Annotated in this window: 22 protein-coding genes and 1 riboswitch; of the genes, 7 read left to right on the forward strand and 15 right to left on the reverse strand. The window is 40.7% G+C overall.

The window, feature by feature from the left end:
• The 3 genes from ACH0BF_RS03675 to ACH0BF_RS03685 all read left to right on the forward strand — a co-directional run bounded on the left by ACH0BF_RS03675 (position 1) and on the right by ACH0BF_RS03685 (position 2,282).
• The gene (locus tag ACH0BF_RS03675) at positions 1 to 483 is read left to right on the forward strand and encodes a helical membrane plugin domain-containing protein (protein ID WP_120036601.1); all 483 of its coding nucleotides are present in this window, start codon (positions 1 to 3) and stop codon (positions 481 to 483) included.
• 246 nt (positions 484 to 729) lie between these two features.
• Positions 730 to 1,539 carry an ABC transporter ATP-binding protein gene (locus tag ACH0BF_RS03680; RefSeq protein WP_120036600.1) on the forward strand — a complete coding sequence of 270 codons (810 nt, stop codon included), beginning with the start codon at positions 730 to 732 and terminating at the stop codon, positions 1,537 to 1,539.
• Between the two features lie 185 nt (positions 1,540 to 1,724).
• Complete coding sequence (locus ACH0BF_RS03685; RefSeq protein ID WP_120036599.1) at positions 1,725 to 2,282, forward strand: hypothetical protein; 558 nt, start codon at positions 1,725 to 1,727, stop codon at positions 2,280 to 2,282.
• Positions 2,283 to 2,385: 103 nt separating this feature from the next.
• Here the strand turns inward: ACH0BF_RS03685 and ACH0BF_RS03690 are convergent, their stop codons facing one another.
• The 5 genes from ACH0BF_RS03690 to ACH0BF_RS03710 form a co-directional block, all read right to left on the reverse strand.
• Positions 2,386 to 2,613 (reverse strand): hypothetical protein, encoded by a 228-nt coding sequence (locus tag ACH0BF_RS03690; RefSeq protein WP_120036598.1) that lies wholly within the window; start codon positions 2,611 to 2,613, stop codon positions 2,386 to 2,388.
• A 29-nt stretch (positions 2,614 to 2,642) separates the two neighbouring features.
• Positions 2,643 to 4,109: an NCS1 family transporter gene (locus ACH0BF_RS03695; protein WP_120036597.1), complete on the reverse strand. Its 1,467-nt coding sequence runs from the start codon at positions 4,107 to 4,109 to the stop codon at positions 2,643 to 2,645.
• A gap of 127 nt (positions 4,110 to 4,236) precedes the next feature.
• Positions 4,237 to 5,646 (reverse strand): dihydropyrimidinase, encoded by a 1,410-nt coding sequence (hydA, locus tag ACH0BF_RS03700; RefSeq protein WP_120036596.1) that lies wholly within the window; start codon positions 5,644 to 5,646, stop codon positions 4,237 to 4,239.
• 21 nt (positions 5,647 to 5,667) lie between these two features.
• Positions 5,668 to 6,936: an NAD-dependent dihydropyrimidine dehydrogenase subunit PreA gene (preA, locus tag ACH0BF_RS03705; RefSeq protein ID WP_120036595.1), complete on the reverse strand. Its 1,269-nt coding sequence runs from the start codon at positions 6,934 to 6,936 to the stop codon at positions 5,668 to 5,670.
• Between the two features lie 32 nt (positions 6,937 to 6,968).
• Entirely contained in the window at positions 6,969 to 8,354 is a 1,386-nt protein-coding gene (locus tag ACH0BF_RS03710) for an NAD(P)-dependent oxidoreductase (protein WP_406908857.1), read from the reverse strand.
• Positions 8,355 to 8,743: 389 nt separating this feature from the next.
• Between ACH0BF_RS03710 and ACH0BF_RS03715 the strand changes: the two genes are divergently transcribed.
• The 4 genes from ACH0BF_RS03715 to ACH0BF_RS03730 all read left to right on the forward strand — a co-directional run bounded on the left by ACH0BF_RS03715 (position 8,744) and on the right by ACH0BF_RS03730 (position 12,872).
• On the forward strand, positions 8,744 to 9,286 hold the full coding sequence (locus ACH0BF_RS03715) for a hypothetical protein (RefSeq protein ID WP_406908858.1): 543 nt from the start codon (positions 8,744 to 8,746) through the stop codon (positions 9,284 to 9,286).
• A complete protein-coding gene (locus ACH0BF_RS03720) occupies positions 9,283 to 9,672 on the forward strand; it encodes a hypothetical protein (RefSeq protein WP_340855333.1) in 390 nt (129 codons plus the stop codon). Before ACH0BF_RS03715 ends, ACH0BF_RS03720 begins: the two co-directional genes overlap by 4 nt.
• A gap of 466 nt (positions 9,673 to 10,138) precedes the next feature.
• Positions 10,139 to 11,368 (forward strand): Zn-dependent hydrolase, encoded by a 1,230-nt coding sequence (locus ACH0BF_RS03725; protein ID WP_406908859.1) that lies wholly within the window; start codon positions 10,139 to 10,141, stop codon positions 11,366 to 11,368.
• A gap of 331 nt (positions 11,369 to 11,699) precedes the next feature.
• Positions 11,700 to 12,872, forward strand: a complete 1,173-nt coding sequence (locus ACH0BF_RS03730; RefSeq protein WP_340855337.1) for an MFS transporter — start codon at positions 11,700 to 11,702, stop codon at positions 12,870 to 12,872.
• A 37-nt stretch (positions 12,873 to 12,909) separates the two neighbouring features.
• Here the strand turns inward: ACH0BF_RS03730 and ACH0BF_RS03735 are convergent, their stop codons facing one another.
• From ACH0BF_RS03735 to ACH0BF_RS03780, 10 genes are all read right to left on the reverse strand, one after another.
• Positions 12,910 to 14,616 (reverse strand): HAMP domain-containing methyl-accepting chemotaxis protein, encoded by a 1,707-nt coding sequence (locus tag ACH0BF_RS03735; RefSeq protein WP_340855340.1) that lies wholly within the window; start codon positions 14,614 to 14,616, stop codon positions 12,910 to 12,912.
• A 109-nt stretch (positions 14,617 to 14,725) separates the two neighbouring features.
• Positions 14,726 to 14,813: riboswitch (cyclic di-GMP riboswitch) on the reverse strand.
• Between the two features lie 336 nt (positions 14,814 to 15,149).
• Positions 15,150 to 15,419, reverse strand: a complete 270-nt coding sequence (locus ACH0BF_RS03740) for a hypothetical protein (RefSeq protein WP_120036588.1) — start codon at positions 15,417 to 15,419, stop codon at positions 15,150 to 15,152.
• 276 nt (positions 15,420 to 15,695) lie between these two features.
• Positions 15,696 to 16,955: an ethanolamine utilization protein EutH gene (gene eutH / locus ACH0BF_RS03745; protein ID WP_120036587.1), complete on the reverse strand. Its 1,260-nt coding sequence runs from the start codon at positions 16,953 to 16,955 to the stop codon at positions 15,696 to 15,698.
• A 441-nt stretch (positions 16,956 to 17,396) separates the two neighbouring features.
• Positions 17,397 to 18,056 carry a DUF1266 domain-containing protein gene (locus ACH0BF_RS03750; RefSeq protein ID WP_340855344.1) on the reverse strand — a complete coding sequence of 220 codons (660 nt, stop codon included), beginning with the start codon at positions 18,054 to 18,056 and terminating at the stop codon, positions 17,397 to 17,399.
• A 16-nt stretch (positions 18,057 to 18,072) separates the two neighbouring features.
• A complete protein-coding gene (locus tag ACH0BF_RS03755; protein WP_120036585.1) occupies positions 18,073 to 19,566 on the reverse strand; it encodes a tetratricopeptide repeat protein in 1,494 nt (497 codons plus the stop codon).
• On the reverse strand, positions 19,566 to 21,266 hold the full coding sequence (locus ACH0BF_RS03760; protein ID WP_340855348.1) for a molecular chaperone HscC: 1,701 nt from the start codon (positions 21,264 to 21,266) through the stop codon (positions 19,566 to 19,568). The genes ACH0BF_RS03755 and ACH0BF_RS03760 overlap by 1 nt, the downstream gene beginning before the upstream one ends.
• Before the next feature lie 254 nt (positions 21,267 to 21,520).
• Complete coding sequence (locus ACH0BF_RS03765; RefSeq protein ID WP_120036583.1) at positions 21,521 to 22,162, reverse strand: FusB/FusC family EF-G-binding protein; 642 nt, start codon at positions 22,160 to 22,162, stop codon at positions 21,521 to 21,523.
• Between the two features lie 140 nt (positions 22,163 to 22,302).
• On the reverse strand, positions 22,303 to 22,566 hold the full coding sequence (locus ACH0BF_RS03770) for a CD3324 family protein (protein ID WP_120036582.1): 264 nt from the start codon (positions 22,564 to 22,566) through the stop codon (positions 22,303 to 22,305).
• A 263-nt stretch (positions 22,567 to 22,829) separates the two neighbouring features.
• Positions 22,830 to 23,075, reverse strand: a complete 246-nt coding sequence (locus ACH0BF_RS03775) for an SDR family oxidoreductase (RefSeq protein ID WP_406908860.1) — start codon at positions 23,073 to 23,075, stop codon at positions 22,830 to 22,832.
• A 191-nt stretch (positions 23,076 to 23,266) separates the two neighbouring features.
• Positions 23,267 to 24,529: an L-lactate MFS transporter gene (locus tag ACH0BF_RS03780; protein WP_120036581.1), complete on the reverse strand. Its 1,263-nt coding sequence runs from the start codon at positions 24,527 to 24,529 to the stop codon at positions 23,267 to 23,269.
• Positions 24,530 to 24,591 lie beyond the last annotated feature (62 nt).

A 24,591-nucleotide genomic window follows, 5' to 3' on the forward strand; every position in this document is an offset into this window, starting at 1 on the left:
ATGGCAGCACCGATTACTTCGATCAGGAAACAAGAGCAGACTGAAGAAGAACGCGCCCAGCAGAAATTGACTGACTTGCAAAAGCTGTTGGCAGAGAATGAAAATGCCTTAAACAGCATTCTGAACATTATCAGTGAATTAAATGACATGGGGGCACTGGAAGCAGCCAACTCCCTGCTGCAGGCAAAAGAACGCGTCGCTAGCATTGCCATTCATCAAGTCTCCCGTGAGCCGGTAACCAATCTTATGAATCACTTTCTCAGTGTAGCGGACACACTGGCCAGCACAGATCCTGACATGATAAAAAAGCTGACAGGAAGCATCACAGCTGGCGTGGAGGAGGCCAACGAACATCTTCACAGCAGTAAAACAATTGGTGTGATGGATTTACTGAAAGTATTGAAGGATCCCGACATCAATCGGGCGATCCGATTTGGCATGCACTTCCTTAAAGGCATGGGAAAAGAATTGAAAGAAGAATAATTGATTGTATTTTATTGTCTATAGGACATTCAACTACTAACTTTATATAACGCAAAAAGTGTTCCAAAAACCATTGGAACACTTTTTGTTGTTCTCTTCTTCCCTCCCTCTGCATGCAAGTTCACAAAGAAAGTATAGAGAGATTTAACGAATTAAGAATAATAAAAAGAGGAATTTTTCATATAAACTATAAATATATAGATTATATGTTTAAAAGCAGCAAGTTATTTGCAGGAGGATTTATAAATGATGGAAGAGAATAAAGTAATTGAACTGGAAGAAGTCACCTGGAAAAGAGAACAGAACAATATACTCAGCCGCATTTCATGGAGTGTTAAAAAAGGAGAACACTGGGCCATCCTTGGATTAAATGGCTCAGGAAAAACATCCCTTCTGAAAATCATCACTGGTTATCAATGGCCAACGAAAGGAAAAATTTCTGTTTTAGGACACTTATTTGGCAAAACGAATATTCCTGAGCTTCGCAAAAGCATTGGCTGGGTGAGCTCCTCACTGGAAGAAAAATTTCATTCCCGACCAAATGACTCTGTCCTTGAAGTCGTCTTAAGCGGGAAAAATGCCTCTGTCGGCCTGTATGAGGAGATAAACGAAGAAGATATTAAAAAAGCCAACAACCTTCTTCAACAATTCAGAATCGAGAGCTTGGCTGACCGAGCTTTCTATTCCCTATCACAAGGAGAAAAAAAGAGGACGATGATTGCCCGGGCACTAATGCCGTCTCCAAAATTGCTTATCCTAGACGAGCCCTGCAATGGATTGGACTTATATTCAAAAGAAGAACTGCTTTCTGCGATTGAACATATGAGCCAATCATCTGAAGGCCCAACTCTTTTGTATGTGACTCATCACATTGAAGAGCTTATGCCGTCTTTTACACATGCCCTCTTAATTAATCAGGGAAATATTGTTGCCGCCGGCCCTAAAAGAACAGTTTTAACCGAAGAGCTGCTCAGCAAAACTTTCCGTCTCCCAATCTCATTGGACTGGGAGGATGAACGTCCCTGGATTCATATTAAGTCAACGAACAAAATATGAATTGATTAGCAGATTGCAATCAATCAACTTCTTTTTCTATGGATCTTCCACTGGAAGTATCCATAGACGTCCACCATGAATGTAAGCACTTAATTTCCTTCTTTTTACCTTAACTAAAAATCCCAAACCATAATCAACTGTTAATTTTTTTGTGTAAATGAACACTTATAGAGGGAGGGTTTTAATTGGAAAGAAAAGCTTACCGAGGAGTCAGTTATGGAGAAGCGAAAAGAGTCATACTCAATCAAAAATATGAGCGTGGGGAGTGGCGGGCTTTTAATAATGGAGTAGCTGCTCGTTCATTATTCGGACAAGGTATTTATCTGATTAACGATCTCGGCCTGGCGGCACAGTATGCCTTTTGTCATGCAGAAGTGGAAGGCGATGAAACAGCTGTCGTATTAAACCAAAAGATTTTTTTCCAAAACCCCTTCATTTTAAACTACCAATTCAGCGAAGCCCGCTTAAGAAAGGAAGCTCTCCGCTGGAAATATGCAGGGAAACATTTTCCGGATCATCAAGAATTCCGCAGTTCATTAGAGCTCTCTAGACAAATCGGAAACAGCGTAAAGGACTATCTTTTATCCCGCTCCAACGATGGCATTATTTATCACATTGATGATGAAATTATTTATTATGTTTTATACAATCAAGAAAGACAGATCAAAGACATAGACGTAGAGGTAATCTTCAATATTCAAAGACCCCACGAAGTAGAACGGGGAAATAAACTTCCTCTTTAGATATTAATCTGCTGTTAAGTATTTCCCCGCCGAAACAACAAATCTATATCTAATCCGGCGGGGAAATATTGATTGATCGTTACATCCTAATTGATCAATTACACTAACCTTTCTGATTGGCCATAATCAAATTGGAAAAATACTTTCGAGCGTCCGCTGTCAAAATTTGCAGCTTTACCTTTTTCTCTGTATTCTTTAAATCTAGAGATGACCGTTCAAATGTCAAAAAAGCCCCGCTTAAGTTTTCCTCTACACCGGTGATTGTGTATCCATTTTTATAAAGTTCATCAATCTTCTCTTTTTCCTTTACAAACTCTTTATAAGATGACATTGGTTCTCCTCCCAACTCGCTAATGTCCTTTAGATAGTGGCTTGCTCCTCATCTGTCCGGTCATCCTCTCCGTTCGCAATGACCCAATCGCGTCCTGCAGTAATGCCTAAATATTTCTCATCGCTTGGATCCTCCAGTTCAGCCTGTTTGTATTTTTGGAACCACCAATATTTTGACAATACATAGTAACTAGCAGCCGAAAGCAAAAAACCGACGATAAAGGAATACTCCGAAAATATAACCGAAGCTCCTCCTCCTACTGCCCAAGCAATAACTCCTGCCCAATTTATCCCCATATGATAACTATACTGACCTGCTTGCTCATACAAATCGGGCACATTTACTCTGCGCTTGCGGATAACATAATAATCCGCAAACAAAATACCAACGATGGCGGACAGCAGCCCACCGCTAATCAGCAGAAAAGGCATTAATGCATCAAAAAGATTCCATGGCTGCGTGACCATTCCGATAATCCCTGCTGCAATAACCCCCACATAAAAAGGCACTTTCGGCCCGCCAATATTAGAGAAAACAGTAGCTGCCGGTACTAAGTTAGCTGCCGTATTAGTCGACCATTGGGCGAAAATAATCATCAACAACAAAACTCCCAATATGAGCCCGCCGGCAGCTTCCTGCAACGCCACAATTGGATCATAATTACCTACAGCAATGTAGGCCACTCCCCCGATCGCAACAACAAATGTTTGTGTCAGTGGCAAGGCGATCATACTCCCAACTAAAGCCCCTTTATTTCTCTTAAACCAGTTTTTTTCATATTTCGGAGCTTTAATAAACCTGGAAATCGAAGAGATGTCTGCACACAGTGTAGACCAGTATCCCATATTTCCCAATACTACCGTCAAGAAAGCAGCGAATAGTGCAGTTCCTGATACAGGATTTTCAATCCATGTCCATACGTTCTTATCTGCAGCGCTCGCTCGATCAGCTAAAGTATAATACATCCAAATGGAAATCAAAATAATAGTCGGGGCTGCCAAATTCGCAAATTTTTCTATCGCTTTAATTCCAATAGATGTGTTAATGACCTGAGCTGCTACAAATAAAAGCAAGCAAATAAACCAATTGTCGAACCCCATCAGAATGTTTAAAATGCCATTAATGGCCGCGGCGCCAAAATAGGAGTTAATGCCAAACCAAATAGAAGCGGCTATTCCACGAAGAAGAGAAGGAAAATGGGTTCCTAATGTGCCAAAAGGCGCTCTTAAATAAATAGGAAAGGAAATTCCATGCTCGATGCCTATGTCTGCTATAAGAGTAATGAGAAAACCAATTATGAGACATCCGACAAAAGATGCTAGCAAAACCCATGTCAGCGGCATAGATTGTACTCCCGCTCCACCAATCGCAAAGGCTGCCAGTACAACTGCCATACCTACCCACATTACTGAAAATCCAAGCGTACCGATTTTTCTATCACAATGAGCAATAGGAAGAAGATCCGGAGACTTTAAATACTCACTATTTCTTTTCATCACATATCTCCTCGATTCATTATCTGAGTTTCAGGAATAGCAGTGATGGCAAAGGAAGAGAGAGAACGCCTCCCTTCCTTAATTGTCAATTAGCTTTTAAATGAGGGAGCGAGAGATTTATCTGTAGTTAAAGTACTTGCTCTGCTTTCTTCTTCTTACTTCCAAAACGATCTCTCTTTAAGTACTGGCCTGCCCCCGGCTTCCCAACAAACTCCTTTTCACGAATGACAAATTCGCCTCGCGATAAAACAGAAATAGGTTCTCCTGTTACCTTCATTCCTTCGAACGCGCTGTAATCTACATTCATATGATGAGTTTCAGCTGATATTACTCTTTCCTTGTTCGGATCGAAAATGACAATATCAGCATCGCTTCCCACAGCAATCGTTCCTTTTCTTGGAAAAAGACCGAACAGCTTGGCGATTCTTGTTGATACAATATCAACAAATTGATTAATTGAGATCCGTCCTTTTTTGACACCTTCCGAGAAAAGAAGACTGAACCGATCCTCAATGATTGGGCCTCCATTCGGAATCTTAGTGAAGTCTCCCAGTCCCAGCTCCTTTTGCCCTTTAAAGTTAAAGGAGCATTGATCGGAACCGAGGGTCTGCAGCTGTCCATTCTTCAGAGCGTTCCACAGCACTTCTTGATTCCATTTTTCACGAAGAGGCGGGGACCAGACGTATTTTGCTCCCTCAAAATTTGGTTTTTCTAAATACGACTGGTCAAGCACCAGGTATTGCGGGCACGTCTCTCCCCAGACCTGGTAGCCTTTCTTTCTGGCTTCTTCAATTCTTTCCACCGCTTCAGCACAGGACACGTGAACAACATACAGCTGAGAATCAGCCAGTCCTGTCAGCTGTGCCGCTCTTCCTGTAGCTTCTCCTTCTACCTCCGGCGGCCTGGTTAACGCATGGTAAATCGGATCGGTATTTCCTTCTTTTAACGCCTTATTTACTAAAAAGTCAATGACGTCCCCATTCTCTGCATGCACCATAACAAGTGCGCCATGCTCTTTGGCAGTCAGGAGTGTGCGGAATAAAGTTTCATCATCGGCCTGGAATACATTTTTGTAAGCCATAAATACTTTAAATGATGTAATCCCTTCCTCCTCAATGACACGTGGAATTTCTTCGAGCACATGATCATTGACTTCACTGATCATAAGATGGAACCCATAGTCAATAACCGCTCGGTCCCGCGATTTCTTATGCCATGTTTGAATAGCATTTTTTAGCGGTTCCCCTTTGTTCGTTAAGCAAAAATCAATAACCGTTGTGGTACCTCCATAAGCTGCTGCGATGGTCCCTGTCTCAAAATCATCGCTTGTAACTGTCCCACCGAATGGCATATCTAAGTGTGTATGGGGATCAATTCCTCCAGGAAATACGTAAGCTCCCTGGGCATCAATGATTTCAGCTGCGCCCTCACTTAAATTCCTGCCAATGGCAGCTACTTTCCCATTTTCAATTAAAATATCTGCTTCATAAAGATCTGTTGCGGTCACAATTGTTCCATTTTTTATTAATTTCTTCATTCATTGTTTCCTCCTCTTTATCTATGAATGGCAGATCGGCAGTTTAATAGCTGCTTGACGCTCGTTCCATGTCATTGGCTCTCCGTTCGGTATTTCGACCATGTCAATCGCTCCGTCAACCGGGCAGACAATAGAGCATAAATTACAGCCTACGCAATCTTCTTCACGAACTTCAAGATAAGCATTTCCATTTTCTGCTGTCAGCATGTCGATGCACTGATGGGACGTATCCTCACAAGCAATATGGCATTTATTGCAATTAATGCAAACATCGTTGTTAATACGAGCTACAATCTTATAATTGAGATCTAGATTTCCCCAATCGGAATATTTTTGAACGGACTGGCCAATAAGACCATCAAGAGAAGCAATCCCCTTGCTATCCAGATAATTATTCAAACCATCAATCATGTCTTCAACAATACTGAAACCATGGTGCATAGCAGCCGTGCATACTTGAACACTTCCTGCTCCCATCAGCATGAATTCCACTGTATCTCTCCATGTTGATATGCCTCCGATTCCTGAAATTGGAACATTAATTTCAGGATGCCGTGCACACTCAGCAACCATGTTCAAAGCAATCGGTTTAACGGCCGGACCACAATAACCTCCATGTGCTCCCTTTCCGGCAACATGCGGGATCGTCAGCCATGAATCGATGTCAACACCAGCTAAGCTGTTGATCGTGTTAATCATACTGATAGCGTCTGCTCCTCCTTGCACAGCTGCATAGGCAGTCGCAGTAATATCCGTAATATTGGGGGTCAGCTTTACAATAACAGGCACTTCTGCCGCTTCTTTTGCCCAATATGTCTGTTTTTCAACTAGCTCCGGCACTTGCCCTGATGCAGAGCCCATGCCGCGCTCTGCCATGCCATGCGGACAGCCAAAGTTTAATTCAAAGCCATCCACGCCAACAGCTTGCACCCTCTTTACAATTTCATGCCACTTTTCCTGTTTAGGCTCCACCATCAAGGAAGCAATTACCGCATGATTCGGAAACTTCTTTTTCGTTTCATAGATTTCCTTTAGATTCTCTTCAAGCGGCCTGTCAGTGATTAATTCAATGTTATTGAATCCCATCACCCGCTGGCCGTTGAAATGAGTCCCTGCAAAACGGGAGGATACATTTAAAATCGGTTCTCCCAAAGTTTTCCACACCGCTCCGCCCCATCCAGCTTCAAATGCTCTCTGTACTTGATATCCTGAGTTTGTTGGCGGGGCAGAAGCCAGCCAAAAAGGATTAGGTGATTGAATCCCTGCAAAGTTCACACGCAAGTCTGCCATTTAAATTCCTCCTGTCCCAATTATGGATTTATTTATACGCGTTCCAGCGTAACTTTATCAGCAATGAATTGTTTATGAATGGCATGAGCGGTCAATTTCCCTTGCTGGGCAGCCGTTACAACCATCGCCTCTCCTTGGCCGTCTCCAAAAATCACATCACCGGCAGCATATACTTTCGGGTTCGAGGTTTGATGTGTATTCATATTAATTTTGACAACTCCGTTACGATGGTCCACCCCCAATTCTTCAATTAAAGGAACATAACGTGTTTGACCGATCGCTTTCACAACAGCATCCGCTTCCATAGTAAATTCTGAGCCAGGAACAGGGGTCGGGCGGCGACGTCCGGAAGCATCCGGTTCCCCAAGCTCCATACGGACACATTCTAAAGCTGTTACTTTTCCGGCTTCATCTTTAATAATTCTTTTCGGCTGTGTCAGCCACCTGAACTCCACCCCGTCTTGCTTGGCAAACTCATATTCAAACTCATAGGCCGTCATTTCCTTTTCCGTTCGGCGATAGACCATCTTCACATCAGCCGCTCCTAAACGAACCGAGCACGTAGCCGCATCAATCGCTGTATTACCCGCTCCAATAACGATTACTTTCTTTCCGATAAATCGCTGGTCAAGAGGCGGAGTTTTTGTGCCTTCCACGAAATCAATCGCATCAAATACACCCTCTGCCTCCTCTCCTTCAATGCCTAGCATTGGCACTTTTGACATGCCTATAGCTAAGACAACAGCGTCAAAGCGATCAATGATTTCTTTTGCCTGAATGTCCTTCCCTATCTTTGTATTTGTTTCAATTTTCACCCCTAGCTTCTCCACTTGCTCAACTTCCCATAAAGAGACCTCTTGAGGAAGACGGAACGAGACAATCCCATAAGTATCTAATCCCCCCGCTTTTTCCTTCGCTTCAAAAAGGGTTACTTCATATCCGAGTCGAGCCAGCTCGCGGGCTGCGGATAATCCTGCTGGTCCTCCTCCGATAATCGCTACCCTTTTCCCATTTTTTTCACCGGCCTGGAACAGTTGCTCATTATTGCGGATAGCCCAATTTGTCGCGTGGCGCTGCAAGTTACCAATCATAATCGGCAAAGAAGCATCATTTAGCACACAGGCCCCTTCACATAATTCTTCCGTCGGACAAACACGGGCACAGCTGGCCCCTACTGGGTTTGCCTCCATGATGACACGGGCTGATCCTTTCAAATTTCCAGAGGCAATCTTTTTTATAAATGATGGTATATTAATGCCTGTTGGGCAGGCTTTAATGCAAGGTGCGTCGTAGCAGTAAAGGCAGCGATTGGATTCCTCGACAGCTTCCTTTGCAGTTAAATCCGGTTCAATTTCCTGAAAGTTCAATCGTAAGTTGTCCAACGAAATTTTTTTGTTCTTTACCCTGTTCAAATGCATGCCTATTACCCCCTCACTTATTTCCACACGTCTTCACTTATACCGTTTTATGCGGCATCCACTTCCTTAACCAAAAATAAGATGATAAAAATCCCTTATTTTCTTCGGTCCCCCTCAATCTTAGATTGAAGATTTAGCAAGATGATCAAAAATATCAATATTCTAAATATTCCTAAAACAATGGTATGATATTAAAAAGTTCATGTCAATATATTGATTGCATTTTTTACTCTTAATATAATGCAAGCAAAATAGAATGTATGACATTTTAATTCAATAAAATCCTCTTCTTTTTCACTCAATCTAATTCATTTACTACATGAAAATAGTGTAAAATAAAAATATATTTGAATTGTCTAGCATCATGAGAAAGGAAGGCGGGAAAGTTTTTGAAAAGAACAGAGTTAGAAGCACTGCTAAAGAGAACAGAGGAAAAAATACAAGAACAGCAACTGCTTCTTAAAGACTTGTCTAAACGCTTAGAAGCGTTGGATAAGCAAGAGAAGGAACGAGAAAATTATATTTCTTCCAAGGAAATTATTGACCTAATTTTCAAGAAAATTGGCAAAACAATTAACATGTCCACCATCAAAAGATGGGCAGATGAAGGGTACTTGGGAGAAGTCATCGACGAAAAAGAGAAATTTTGGGCGTTGCACTCTAAGCAAGGAAAGAAAAGATTTCTTTACCCTAAAGTCAATACGTATCACTTTTTATATGAAAAAGGTTATCTGCTTCCTGAATTTGAAGTGCTTGACCGTGTTCTTGTAAAAAAGCATTCTAATGATCCAATTATTGGAATTATTATTGATTCTCAGCTAAGCAAGGGACAGTTTCTTTATACTATTCAAATTGAAGGATCTTTTGAACTCATGAAAGATGTAAAAGAGAGTCATTTGACAGAAGTATCGGAGGAGTTGATTAGCGAATGAAAGCGAAAATCAGCCTGCTAAACACCGTGCAAAATCAGGAGATCGCCCGTAAGATTAAACAAGCTAACCAGGCAGCCAACAATACGCTCGATATTTCCTTTGAAAAGGACTTATCCAAAATTTTTTTTGAAGGAGATTTCATATTTATTCCTGACAAGTCTTGGCTTTCTGATGACATGGTTATAGAAGGTCAGACAAAAGAAACGGAAAAGGGCTACGAAGTCAGACCGAAAGATAAAGGAAAAACGATTAACCTTCACTTGGATGCAGAGTTAGTGGCTGAGTTAAACGAAATTAAAAACCACGTAATGAGTAAAACCCAGCATGATATTATCCTTGATTTGTTCAAAAAAGGATTGGATCAGTACAATAAAGAGAATTCATAAGAAAAAACAGCCGTGTACCTTCTCTCCCTTAACTTATTTTCACCACTCTGCCTTATGGGCTGCTTTTGTCCAGAAGAACTATCGCATGAAGTCTACTGTCAGCAGCCCTCTCCTCACTGGTAAAAAAGATAAATATTCTTTTTCTCCTAAAAAAACGGCTACATCTCTCACCTCTCTTTTTTCTAAATTAAGTGCAGCAATTGTAAATGTTATGCTTGTTTTTCTTTTACTTAGACCTTGTTAGCTAAAAACGTTGCTGTTCGTTCCTTAAGCGTCTACGGGATTCTGCGCGGCTTTTAATCCCAGTTAACTCTATAACAATCAACATGGCCCTTTAACGAAGATTTCGTTAAATTGTCTAAAAAGAAGGAATATTTAGTATTTAATAGAATAATTAAATCAATATTAGAATCATTTATTTACTGATATCATTTTCGAGACAAATATAACCAGAGAGGTGAGCAATGTGTATAAACAAAAGATAGCGGTTAATGGAAAACGCTTAAAAGAAACACTTGAACATTTTGCGGATTTCGGCCGCACAAAAAACAATGGAGTAACCCGTCTGTCTCTATCTGAAGAAGACCGCTTAGCCAGGGATTATTTTCGTTCCTGCTGTGAAGAATTAAATATGACTGTCCAGATTGATGATATGGGCAACATGTATGCTACTTTAGAAGGCATCGAAAACAAACCGCCAATCGTTGTTGGTTCACATATGGATACCGTAAAAAAAGGCGGCCGCTTTGATGGGATTCTCGGGGTTGCTGCCGGCTTAGAAGTTGCCCGAACTTTAGTAGAGAATAATATAAAGCCACAAGTCCCTCTTACTATAGTAAACTTTACCAATGAAGAAGGAGCTCGCTTCGAGCCTTCTATGATGTCCTCAGGGGTTCTTTCAGGAAAATTTGAAAAAGCTGTAATGATGAAAAAGACAGACACAGAGGGTATGACTTTTGAGGAAGCCCTCCATTCTATTGGTTATGCAGGCGATAGAAAATACCGATTAACAGAAGCCACGGCTTTTTTGGAATTACACATTGAACAAGGGCCGATTCTTGAAAGAGAATCATTAACAATCGGTGTCGTTGAGTGTGTGGTTGGAATGGTATGTTATGAAATCGAAGTAACAGGAGAATCTAATCATGCTGGAACCACCCCTATGAACATGCGGAAAGACGCTCTCTTTACGGCCAATGACCTTATAGCGAACGCTCGCAAAAAACTTAGCTCTCTTGATAAAGAACTTGTATTCACCATAGGAAGAATGAATATAACCCCTAATATACACACAGTCATCCCAGACAAAGTTGTTTTTTCTTTGGAAGCTAGACATAAAGATCCCACCGTTATTAAGCAGGTGGAAGCCATTATTCGAGATTTAACCCAGTTGCCTTCAGAACAAGATTGCACCGTTAAAGCTGAAAAATTGTGGGGGCGAGATACCGTTTGGTTTGACGAGAGTATCTGTCATGCGCTCGAACAATCTGCAAGATCTCTTGTCTATCCATTTAAACGAATGGTAAGCGGCGCCGGCCATGATGCGCAATTTATTGCCAGCTATATCCCTTCAGCCATGATTTTCGTTCCAAGCATCAAGGGGAAAAGTCATTCTGAGGATGAGTTAACTACGTGGGAAGATTGTGAAAAAGGTGTCAATGTACTGCTCGAAACTATTTTGACATTAAAGTCTTAATTAGCATAATCACTTTCAAAAAGCAGAGTCACGAATCGTGACTCTGCTTTTTTCTTAATTATTTATTTCCCGGGAAGCAAAGGATTACATCTGTTTCAGCCTTATTCGCAAAGGATATTCTCTATAATGATGCTGTTATTGAAAAGGAAAGGCTCATTCTTTGCCTCCATCATCGTATAGACATTTTCAATATGCAACTATATAATTACCTAAGTAATTATCATCAATATACTCGTGCTTTTCATATATGTATAGTTATTTCTGCTGTTCCGTACCTGGAGAGCGTTCTTACATATGAAATAATTTCTGCTGAAGAAAGGTGTCATGCGGGTTGAATAAAAAATTAATTGTATACGTCGTAGCTTTTGCTGCTTTTTTCGGTCCTTTTACACAAACCATCTATGCACCACTCATACCGGAAGTACAGCAACAGTTTCATACCTCTGAATTTGTAATCAATTTAACTATTTCTATTTTTACTCTCGTACTAGCTCTTATGCAAATTGTTTATGGGCCTCTTGCAGACAAGCTGGGGAGACGAAGGATTATGTTGCCGGGAATTTTAATTTACATAGCTGCATCGATTGGAGCGGCTCTTTCCCCTTCTATTCCATCTCTTATCTTCTTTCGCGCTGTTCAGGCAGCCGGTATTGCAGTCGGCTCTGTCGTAGCTACTACTGTAATTGGGGATTTATTTACCGGGAAACAACTGGGAAGATCAATGGGGACTTTCCAAATGATGGTATCTCTTGGTCCCGTTGTAGGCCCAGTAATTGGGGGAATTGTTGGTGAGGTCTCTGGATTTCACGGGGTTTTTTGGGTACTTGCTGCTACTGGAGTTATCATGTGGCTATTGACATATAAGTTCTTACCCGAAACAAAGATAGCGGGAGAAGAAAGTGGGAGAATTTCTCCCCGAGACTTTTATTTTATTTTAAAACACCCGATCGGTTCTGTCGTTATTCTTCTAGGGTTTGTTCAGTACTTTACATTTTATAACTTTTTGGTGTTTATGCCTCACCTGCTTTCTGACTTTTATCAATTATCCGCAAGCGAAAAAGGACTTATTTTTCTTCCTATGTCGCTAGGTGTTGTTATCGGCAGCTTTGCAGGCAGTCGTTTGCAGGAGCACTTTAATACAAAAAAGTTTCTTATTTTCAGCTCTTCATTAAATGTTGCAGCTACAATCCTCTTTGTCATCATAGCTGCCGTCTCGCTGCCGCTATTGGTTGGTAGCATTACTTTATTCGGTCTTTGTCTAGGGCTTTCTCTCCCTGTTCAAACCACCTTACTAAGCCTCGCTTTTCTCCATAATCGGGCGACAGCGATTGGGACATATAATTTTTTTCGCTACCTCGGCATGGCAGCTGGTCCCATGATTGGTGCAGTATTTTATAAAATGGGGAACCGAGTGGAATTTCTTTTTGCTGCCTTCCTTTTTGCATCTGTTGTTTTATTTGCTACAAGGCAATTTGCTCGCGCAAAACAAAATGTATCGGCTTAAATCATCTCTATGCCCTCCTCAAGGAGGGCATATTCTTTTAAACAGTAAATTTACACACTAAGCCATTAAGGTCCTCAGCCAGTTTTGACAACTTTACGGCATTTTCAGCAATCTCTTCCATTGAGCTGCTCGTTTGCTGAATCGAGGCAGAAGTTTGTTCAACTCCAGCTGCCGATTCTTCAGAAACCGACGCAATATTTTCAATCGATCTGTTCATCTGTTCACTGCCCGTTACTATTTGGTTCAAATTTTTGGAAACAAATTGGACTCTCTCTGTCATTTCAGAAATAGAAGCATCAATTTTTTCAAACATTGCTCCTGTTGTCTGAATTTGACCCATCCCCTTCCCAACTTCTATGTAACCAGCTTCCAAGGAATGAGCAACCTCAGATGACTCTTGTTGAACATCTGAAACAATAGCTGTAATGTCTTTTACAGAGTGAGAGACTTGGACGGCTAATTTGCGTACCTCAGCTGCAACAACAGCAAACCCTTTTCCATGTTCACCTGCCCTTGCTGCTTCAATCGCAGCATTTAACGCCAATAAATTCGTTTGTTCAGCAATGGCCTGAATGACTGCTACTAATGATGAAATTTCTTGTGATTGACGATCAAGTCCTCTTACTCTTTCAACAGAAGCCTGCATAATTTTGTCAATCTCTCTCATCTGATTGACAGAGGAACTCATTAAGCGTTTTCCCTCAGTAGTTAATTCTGAAACAGCTTTTGAGGCTATATAAATGTGTTCGCCGCTGCTATTTGCTTCTTGAACCCTTTCAATATAGCTGGCCATGACCTCTGAAAGGTCATTTACCTCATGGGCCTGGGATTCGGCTCCCGCCGAAAGTTGTTGCATAGTAGCTGCTGCCTGCTGGCTGCCCGCTTTCACTTCACTAGCCGCCTCGGTCAGCTCTCCACTTTGACTGGTTACTATTTCAGATGTAACGGTAATTTTCTGGATTATATCCTGTAAGCTCTCGAGCATTTGATTCATAGCCGAGCTGAGCTGGGCAATCTCATCTTCCCCTTCATAATTACTTTTCTTGATCTGTAGATTCCCCTCCGAAATACTGTCGGCCATCTCAACCACCCGGTTCAAGTGATGTCTCACCAGACGATTGATCATAAAAACAGCTGCCGAGCCAATGGCTGCAGATAAAATAATGGAGAAAATTAATACAGTAATCGATTCATTCAAACTATGCTTTGCTTCATTAGACGCTAACTTTCGCTGTTCATTAATCATGCTTTCCAATTCTGCCAGCTTTTCGACCGTTTCACTTCTCAAAGCCTGTGTTCTTTGTCTGGCGAGCAATGTCTCTAATTCATCTCCACTTTTGACAGCAGGTATAACTTTATCATGGAAAACCTTACTTACTTCTTTATTATTTCCTTTAATCCACGCAAAAACCTCTTCTTCTTTCTCTGTTTTAATTGCTGCCTCTAATTCTTTTTCAAGCTTAGTAAAGGCTTGTTTCCTTTCCTCAAATCCTTTGACAAACCGCTCGTCAGGGTGATTAATATAATCCGCAATTCGAATGTCTTGTTCGCTGAATAAAGAAGCCATTTTTGTCATTTTGATAGCTCGGTCTCCCTTTTGCTCAAGAGCGGCAATATTCTCTTTAACATCTACCAGCTTTACGTAAACAACTATGGCAGAGAGACAGAAAAGTAGAATAACCACTCCTAAAGCCAATCCGTACTTTTTTCCAATACTTAAATTTTTTAGCAGCTTCGATACCAAGACTTCCCCCTCCTTCTGTCTTTACAAAAATAAAAGAGCTCCTTTCGTCAACGTAAATCCAAAAATAACTTTACGCGGACGGCCAGAAGAGCTCTTTGTAAAAAAACAGTTCGGCAGCCCGGCCATCATGGTACATTCCATGTTTTAGACCTGTGGCTTTGCGTCCCCGACTTTCATCGAGTTTGCCAGTATAGATAATATAGATAAATAGTCACATATCCCTTTTCTCAATCATATATAATTTTACCAATTTAAGCAATTATAACTATTTGTTCTATTCTGTCTTTTTCATAAGTAATGTGGTAGTTCCATCCACTATATAATCTAATCAAGTGAGATAGTTGAGAAAAACAGCGCCAATCAAAAACCAATTTATATAAGTACATGCATATGAGTATAAATTACTAAATCAGTTACAAAAGGAGATAAAATGAAGAGTGGATAATAAAAAAGGTTCAGCATATCATTATTAGCTGAACCTTTTCTCTCGTAATATTATTTCCTTACACAACAAAATAGTAAATGATTCCACGCTATCCACCAGATATCTCCTTCATCCGTTCTGTTACTTCCATAAACCATTCTTTCTGATTTAAATCCACTGTTAGTCTAGCTAAATCAAGAAGTTCATCCGCTGTTAAATCGTCATTCATCAGTGTCAACTGATGATAGCTGTATCTGTGTTCTCCAACTGGCTTTCCATTTCTGATCACAAACACCATCGCACCATGGTAGCTTGCTTCCAATACAAATCCAACGGCATTTCTGTTTTTGATTTTTACCCAAGCTCCTGCTTTATACAAGTTAATGCCCCCATACCCCGCCTTCCGCGAGTTTGTTTTCCCGTCTAATTCCCGCGACATGATGAGCAGCACAAACGAAAACATGATTTACACTATTATATTCAGCTGGCGCTTTCAATGACAACCTGGCTATTATATTTCATGCTTCTATTGAACAATTCATTGACAGCCTTGTTTTTAATCCCCTTATAACTGTTCCCTTGTAAAAGTTTTTCTTATACATATAAAGACAAAGAAATAGAGATGCAGTCTTTATCCTGCACCTCTATGGAATCATCAGCTAGTTGCTTCAAGTGGATCTTCAGCTGCTGTATTTTGTTGTTTCTTTGTCTTGTTCTCTAACTTCTCCAGCCGTTCAATCTCCAATGCTTTCGGGATAGAAATCCAGTAGCATAGAAGAATCGCCAAAACAGCACCAAGAAACTTACCGAGCATTACTGGGATAATAATTGTCGGCTGGAAGTTAGCTGGAAATGCCAATTGATCCCCGATCATCCATCCACCTGAAATGGCATAAGCAATCGTTAATACTTTATCTTTTGCTGGCATGTCTTTAATAATTTTAAAAAGTGCCAGAGGATTGGCTGTGGCTGCAATTACCCCTGCGCTGCCGATGCTGCTTAAACCGAGCAGCTTGCCGAAGAATTGCAGCGGCTTTGCCAAATACTTTTGAATGGCATAAACCATCGGGAAAGCTCCTGCAAGCATAATACCGATATAACCGGCAATTTCCAGTCCTCTAAATTGATCTTTTGCATCGGCAATAATTGGATCGAATCCCCAATGGCCAAATATGGCAGTAAATACGCCGGTAAAATATTCGACGATCGTACATGCCAGTACGAGTTTCATAGCTGTGCTCATAAACCACCCAATGGCCATAAAGCCTTTGATCATCAGATTAGGAAACATTCTCAAACCGACAGCAATAAATATTCCAACCGCCGTTAACGGAATAAGATTAATTAAAATTGTCCCAATAGACATGGACAATTGATAGGTCGGCTCAGCCGTCGTGCTGATTGTGTCCCTGATCTTCGTTTCTGTCAGTGCCAAAATGCTCGTTGTAATAAAAACGCTAATCGGTACAGTCAAAACGCCGGACATCATTCCAAGCGCTAAATATTTATGATCGCGCTTTTGCAACATAGCAAGTGCAACAGGGATAGTAAAAATAATATGAGGCCCCATAATAATACCGTTAACAGTGGCAATAATCCAATTTTCACGATCACTAGCCAGCACATCAGCCAGCTGATAGCTCCCCATGTCGCTTGAAATAAGGGTAGTGGCGGCCATAGCTGGATCAGCCCCAATTGCAGAAAAGAGTGGACCAAAAGCAAATTCAATAAACTTTGATAAGTACGGAATTGATGCTAATGTAGCAGCAATCGGAATAAAAATCGGTCCAATTGTGTGAATCCCCTGAATGAACTCTTTGCCCATTCCTTCTTCTTCGTTGCGCACAGCTGCGATCGCTCCGATAATAACAAAGGCCATAATTACATAAATCACATAAGTACCGAGATGCTCCATAGACATTCTCCCTTTCAGTTGCAAAGTGGTCGTGCGGTTAAAAATTTCCACACCAGTAAAATAAATACATAAAAATGCTTTTTTAATATTTGCAATTTTTATGCCTGAATTCACAAAAAAGACAAAATTTAGTTAATTTTTGTTTCTTTTTCGCTTCTATTCCTCCCCCTCATTTCTTAAATCATCAGTAAAGAAGGCGTTGTTCAACAGCAGCTGCTTCTAAAAGTTTTTAATAATAGACAAAATAGCGCTTTCATTTTTTGAGTGTTTTTTATGAATTCATGCATAAATAATTCATTTCTTCATATTTTTTGTCACTTTTGGTTACTTTTACTCTCTTTCTGTCATGATTCTTGGGAAGTTATTTCACTGTGTTCATTACAGAATAAATAGAAGGCTGCCCAACACCTTGTTTTGGGGCAGCCTTTCTTTATTTATTATTCAAATTTTCGTATCCCACTTAACCTTTTGAAAGGGACTATGCCGAGAGGAGAGCAATTTTATGATCGCAGGCTCCTGTACCATAATATACTGTGGATTCTTTAATTGAGCACTGTCCACAAATTGTACACCAATCGTATAAGCCGTAATGTATTCAAGCCAGCTTGAATACGAAGATTGAGCGAGACGTGCAGCTTTCAACATATAGTCGTAAGCTTCTTCTGAATCTAGATAACCCACTTTCCAGCCAAATCTGCTTAACACAATACAAAAGGCATAATCAAAGGCAGCTATATTTTGAGGTGACACTCTTCTAAAATATTTATTAGTAAAATCTGCTTGTTTCTTCAACTCTCCGTCATCGGGCAGTGAATGGATACCCGGCTGGCGATTGTCCTCCGAAAAAATGGTCAATTGATTTTGAAGCTGGCTAAACTCCTCTTTTCTCCCAGCATCTATTAGCCAGTCAAGCACTCTCCTCATGCTTTCATGGTCGCTGACATCCCATTGTTCCAACGTTTTTCTCATTTCCCTCTTTTTGAACCCATACCTTTGATTAATCGCGTAATAGTAAGCAAACTTTCCACTGAAACATACAGCCGTCAGTGCATACAAGTAACGATGAGTCCTTCTTTGTTGTCTTGAAATACGCAATACCATCTTTCCCCTTCTCCTCTCAATAACGGGCGGCCCGCCAGGACTTCCATAATTCTCTTACAACTCGCCATGTTGTCCAGATAAAAAACGCAAACCATGCATAGGCTCGAAAATCAAGAAAACTTAAGTCGATACTGTCTGTAAAAAGAGAGAAAAAAAACACCAAGGTAAATAATAAAGGATTTATGTATACAGCATTTTCAAGTTCTAGCCAACTATAGACCAGCAGGCCAAGAAGAAACAGAATTTTAATTTTAGGAAGGTAGAGGAAAAGGAAGGAGATGTTTTTGAGCAAACTAGGTTTATTCAGTTCTTTGCTCAGTTCCCTTGCAGAAGGGCGCTGCCTCCTCTTTTGTTCTCTTTTGTTCTCTTTTGCCATGAAGGCATGAATGCTTGCTAAATAAGAGATCGCTTCGCTGTCATAAGCTTCCTTTTTCTTTATTCGTTTAAATATATCTCTTGATTCGTTCAGCTTTCCCTGTTCGTACAAACTTTTGCCGTAGATACTAAGTGTGTCAAGATGATCTGGCAGGAAAGAAAGAATTTTTTCGCATTGTGCAGCGGCTTCTTGCAAATGCTTTGATTCATAAAGAACGTAAGCAAGCATCACCTGTGCGTCTATATCATCAGGGCTGATCTTCACCGCCCGGGCAAGTGCCTCTATGGCCTCCTTCATACGGCCCGTCCGAGAAAATAGACTTCCCTGTAAGCGGAGAAGTTCAGGATCATCCGAAAAAATCGCATAAGCCTTATCAAACCATTCCTCTGCTTTTTTTAGCTTATTTTCCATGAACTCTTCCACAGCCAATTCCCTGTAGGAAAGATACGCATCGTAATTCATCTCACCGGCTTGAAGCAAACATGTGTAAGAAAGCTTTGGATAAAAATCGGCTAGCTGTTTTTTATAATAAGAAGTAAACCAACTAGAGGTTCTTTCTTGAAAATCTTCTTCGTCTTCTGTTATTTCGTGACTCCATTGGAAGCTATTATCAATAAGCTGCCAAATATTATTTGGCAAGTAGGGGTGCTCGTGTAAAAAATCTAGCAAACGGTCACTCACTTCTTCTTTAAGCTCCAGGTTCCAAATGACATCAGAATTTAATAGTTCTGTCCATTTATCTACACTTATACGGTCAGAGAAATTTTCATATAACTCTTCAGCCTTTTCAAGAAAACTCTCTACTAATTCTTCATTTCTACGAAAATGAGTTTGCGAATCTCTCCAATCGATCCATGGGGGAGTCTGTACATACACCTTCTCTTCTTCGTAGCTGTCCTCCCATTCATGTTCTTCATTCCCTAGCCATCTCTCGTCTTCCTGCACTGCTGTTCCTTGGGGACTGAATGCTATTTGTTTCTGATGCTTCACCGCCCAATCATAGGCTTCTCTTAACTTTTGGTATCCTGTTGGATCCTCTTCGGGATGATGCACTTTCAACTTTTTAGCATAGGCCTTTTTAATGACAGTCAGGTCATCCGTCGGTTCAATCCCTAGCATGTCCCATGCTGTCATCAATAATCAGTCCACCTTTCAAAGGAAGCTAATTCGGCCTTGAAAACTTGCGCCGCTTTTTTTATGTCTATTTCATTTTGTGAAGCAAGCACCTGTTCGAATCTTTCTAATAAGAAGGCAATTTTCTCTCGCTTATCTCCTAATGCTTCTTCATACAACCTTTCGCCTTTAGCCAACAGCAGCCTATTTTCGGTTCTCTCGCGAGGATGAATTTTAATCGATTTTAGCTCTTCCATTCTCGCTTCGATCTCTGCTTCGGTCAGATGTCCAGGATTCTGCTCAATCAGCATCGTCTTTTTTTCACCCGTACTGATGATCGTGACTTCGACTTCTAGTAAACCGTTCAGATCATACGTGTACCGAATATCTATTGCTTGATCACCAGCGGCAGCGGCAGGAACCTTTACTTTTAGTTCATCAAGCTTTAAGTTATTTTCTACACGGCGGCTCTCTCCCTGATAAACATCCACAAGAATTTCTGTTTGTAAATCATGCATGGTGTAAAATCGTTCTACCTTGCTGACCGGTATTGGAGTATTACGCTCAATAATAGGTTTGAAGTGACCATCCTCTATTTGCTGATGACTGATCCTTTTAGATATACTCGTTCCCAATGTGTACGGACAAACATCTGTTAAGATCAACTCTTGCAATGCTTCATTTCTTTCTTTAAGAGCCACTTGCACGGCTGCTCCCATTCCAACTGCTTCGTCCGGATGAATAGTGGAGAAAGGAAGCCGTCCGAACATCTTACTGACAATCGTCTTAATAATAGGCATTCTTGTTGCACCACCAATAAGAATCACCGCATCAATTTCATCTATGTGAAGGGAAGCGTCTCTCAACGCACGCTCAACGGGCTGCCGGAGTCTTAAAATTAACGGAGCAGCCAGCTTTTCAAATTCACTGCGGCTGACTGCAATTTCGTACTCCTTGCCGTTATATGTATAGTTCATTCTTCCTGTATGCCCCTGGCCGAGCGCACGTTTACACAACTCCGCTTGTTTAAATAAAACGGAGCGAGCATTTGCATCTAATGCATTCAGGTCTAGTTTTGTCATTTCGATAAAATAGGAGAATAGTAAACTTGTAAAATCTTCTCCTCCAAGAAAGTTATCTCCCGCGATCGATTTAACCTCCATGATGCCTTCAAAAAGCTCTAAAATAGATATGTCAAAGGTGCCGCCTCCTAAGTCAAATATAAGAAACTTTGTATCTGTCTCTTCTAAATGAAGACCATAAGCGAGAGCCGCAGCAGTTGGTTCACTAATTAACCGGTCTACTTTTAGACCGGCAAGTTCCGCAGCTTTTTTCGTAGACTTACGCTGCCTGTCGTTAAAATAAGCTGGCACACTAATAACGGCTTCAGTCACCGGCTCGCCAAGAAATGCCTCAGCATCACTTTTTAGAGACTTTAAAATAAAGGACGAGAGCTCCTCTGGAGAGAACGTGTAAGAGCCTAATGAATAAGCTTTCTCGCTACCCATGTATCTTTTAAAAATAGAAGCAGTCAAATCCGGGTGCGAAATCAGACGCTCCTTAGCAATTTGTCCAACTAGTATTTCACCGTTATCATCCACACTAACGATGGATGGAGTAAGGTGTTCTCCAAGTACATTTGGAATGATTACCGGGCCATTGTCAGACCAGTAAGCAGCGAGACTATTAGAAGTCCCCAAGTCAATGCCAATCGTTGCCATATATGTTTCCCTCTTTCCAACAGCTTTTCCACTATTAATTATACTTTACATTATTTAGTATAATTATAAAAAACAGCCTAATGAATAACAACTGATACCTGATTTATCATACGAATGGACCAGAAATATAACAAAATAGATCATTTTACCTAAAAGCTTCTTGAATCAAAAACAAAAGGCATGCTAGATCTTAGCATGCCTTAGATGATGGCCAACGGATGGATAGTTGCAAACCTTTGTCTTCCTTTTGATTATTATTGATGATTCAGCCGATCAATAAATTCTTGCAGTTTATCGAGCGTCGTTAAGTTTTGATTACACTTTTCGCTATCCCGGCAAATATAGTTGCCCCTTTTTGTGAATGTTCCTTTTTCTGCTCTCTTTACTTCAGCAATAAACATACCGGTCTCTTCATAGCCGTTGCACAATGCACAAATGCCTTTTTGATTGGCAGGAGTAAAGGTACCTTGCACCCCCGTAAGTTTTTCATTATGATAGGCTACTAAATATTTTTTGTTTGATCCTTTATCGTACCATCCAAGGTAGGAAATTTCCCTTAGATCTATGTTTTCCATGTCCGGCAACTTCAGCTTCTTTGCTTTAGGAAACAATTTTTTTAAGCTCTGTTCTGTGATTTTCTTAAAAGGAATCACATAAGGCTTGATCCCCGCTAAGAACTTCTCTGCCTGCTCTTTGTTTTCCACCCCTGTAATAGGACTGAGCAGCTGTCGCTGTTCCTCAGTGAGATCGGTAAATGCCTCAGCTATATTTTCTTCAGCCATCGCCTTTAATGCCTTTAATACTCCCTCATGTTGAGCAGCCGCATGGCCATTAACAAGGTTTTTAGCCTGTCTTTTAATTAAATTATATTGGTCATTTCTTATGAAAGCTTCCATGTTCTTCACTCCTGTTCATTCTTCTTTCTACGTTAAACGATTCATCTTTTTTTTGAAAGGCAAAGAATGACTAGGAAACAAATTTGCCATAAAAAAGCACTGATTTATCTAAAAGATAGTCAGTGCTTTCCTGAAGTGCATTATTTAGAGTAGACGATTTTCTTAATGGTTTCAACGGAAAGACAATACTCATCTGCCAATCGTTCAATCATCTCTCCATTTTGAAATGCTCGCCGAATAGCAGCATTTCGATCGTCAATAAACTTCCTTCCTCCAGAACGGGATCCCCATTTTTGATACGCCGTTTTAGGTTTTGGAATGTAAATGGTTTCCCCTTGCACATATTTTTGAATTTCAATGATTAATTGTTCTGGTAAAATAGCAGTTGCTTTTACATATTTCACTTTTGCCAGCTCCTTATTCTTTTTTAGAAATAAAATAAGGTGCAAAGCCAAAGGAAGATAGAAATACGGCAACTCACTCAGGCGATGATTTTAAAGAATCACCCCATGCAAAGTATCGCCCTTTCTAAACCCAGGCTTTGCATGAGACGCTGCAAACTTTGGCAATTTGCTCTCGATCGCCATACCATCACCTCCCTGCTATTTATTGTAAATCCTTTGTACAGTTTCATGCCAGCCTTTCATGTTCATTTACAAGAAATTTTTTAATAGGCGCTCCAGCCAGCATCTGCAGCGATCGCTACTCCGTTAATATAAGCGGATTCATTAGAGGCCAGAAATAAAGCAATATTAGCGATATCCTCTGTTATTCCAGCTTTCGGCATTAAATTCACACCACGTGTGGCTACTTTCATGCCGGACTCATCAACGTTCGTCATGAAAGCAATCTCCTTGCCGATACCGGCTGCACTTCCAGTTATAATCGCTACTTTGTTTTCAAGCCGTCTCATAATGATCACCTTTTCTAAATTGATTGGACCTTTTTTGAAATATATAACCGCTAAATTGACTACAGATAAAATATAAGTGAGGAGGTATACTTGAGCAAAAATTATGGTTAATTGTTTATGGATGTACGTCCCACTTTCTTTACTCATTAAAAATGATAGCTATTTTAGCTATCATTTTTAATGAGTATACATCATGCTTTTAGTGTTGTTCCTAACACTTGATTTTCCTTCCGTACCTTTCGAATATTTATACGGATTAATAAAGAAATCAGAAGTGCTGCAGCAAAAGCAGCGGTAAAAATATATAAAGTCAATGAATAACTATCGGTCACTTCACGGATATTCGAAACAACTACCGGACCAACGAGACCGGCCGCTGCCCATGCGGTTAATATATAACCGTGAATGGCACCGAGCTGCTTTGTGCCGAATAGATCTCCAATATAAGCTGGAATAGAGGCAAAGCCACCACCGTAACAGGATAAAATAATAAAGATCATTAACTGGAATAAGAGAGGATTTGTTACATTTGGAAGAAGCAGAAAGGAAATCAGTTGGATAGCGAAAAATGTTGTATAGACGTTCGGACGGCCAATATAATCAGATACAGTCGCCCACCCAATCCGGCCAAAGCCATTAAACAATCCCATAATCCCAACCATAGTGGCAGCTGCAGCAGCCGATAAACCAGCAATTTCCTGCGCCATCGGTGAAGCAACAGAAATAACGGCAATTCCGCATGTTACATTAATAAATAGCATAGACCAAAGCGCCCAAAATCGCATGGTCTTTACTGCTTCATTGGCTGTTAACTCGGACAAATCGGCGGTTTTCCATCTGCTCTCATTCTGTACATTTTCCATTCCTTTCGGGAGCCATCCCGCTGGAGGAGGAGACAAATACAGAGAAGATGAAATCATAAGAAGAAAATAAACCGTCCCTAAGAGGTAAAAAGTATTGCTGATGCCAACCGCGTTAATAAGCTGGTCAATGATGGGGCTTGCAATTAACGAAGCAAAGCCAAAGCCCATAATGGCAAGTCCGGTTGCAAGCCCACGGCGATCCGGAAACCATTTAACAAGAGAGGATACCGGTGTAATATAACCAATTCCAAGCCCAATGCCGCCCATTATCCCATAAAAAAAATAAAGTAAATAAAGTGATCCAATGCTATTGGCAAATCCGCCTCCAATCATGCCCATAACAAAAAAAGCTGTTGCAATTAACCCAGAAGCTCGAGGTCCATATTTTTCGACAAAATGGCCCATAAAGGCGGCTGATAACCCTAGAAAGAAAATAGCGATACTGAATGTGAGTGAAATCTCTGTTAGTCCCCATCCATGTTCTTTATTCAGCGGATTCGTAAAGACACTCCAAGAATAAACCGATCCGATTGAAATGTGAATACCGACTGCTGCAGCGGCGATCAACCACCGATTTTTTACTTTTTCCATTCCCCTATTCCCCCTTTCTTCCCAATTGTATTTAAAGCGCTTTTATTTTATGAGCAAAAAAC

The organism is Pseudobacillus sp. 179-B 2D1 NHS, from assembly GCF_045370945.1.
In the GTDB taxonomy this organism is placed as follows: Bacteria; Bacillota; Bacilli; order Bacillales; family Domibacillaceae; genus Pseudobacillus.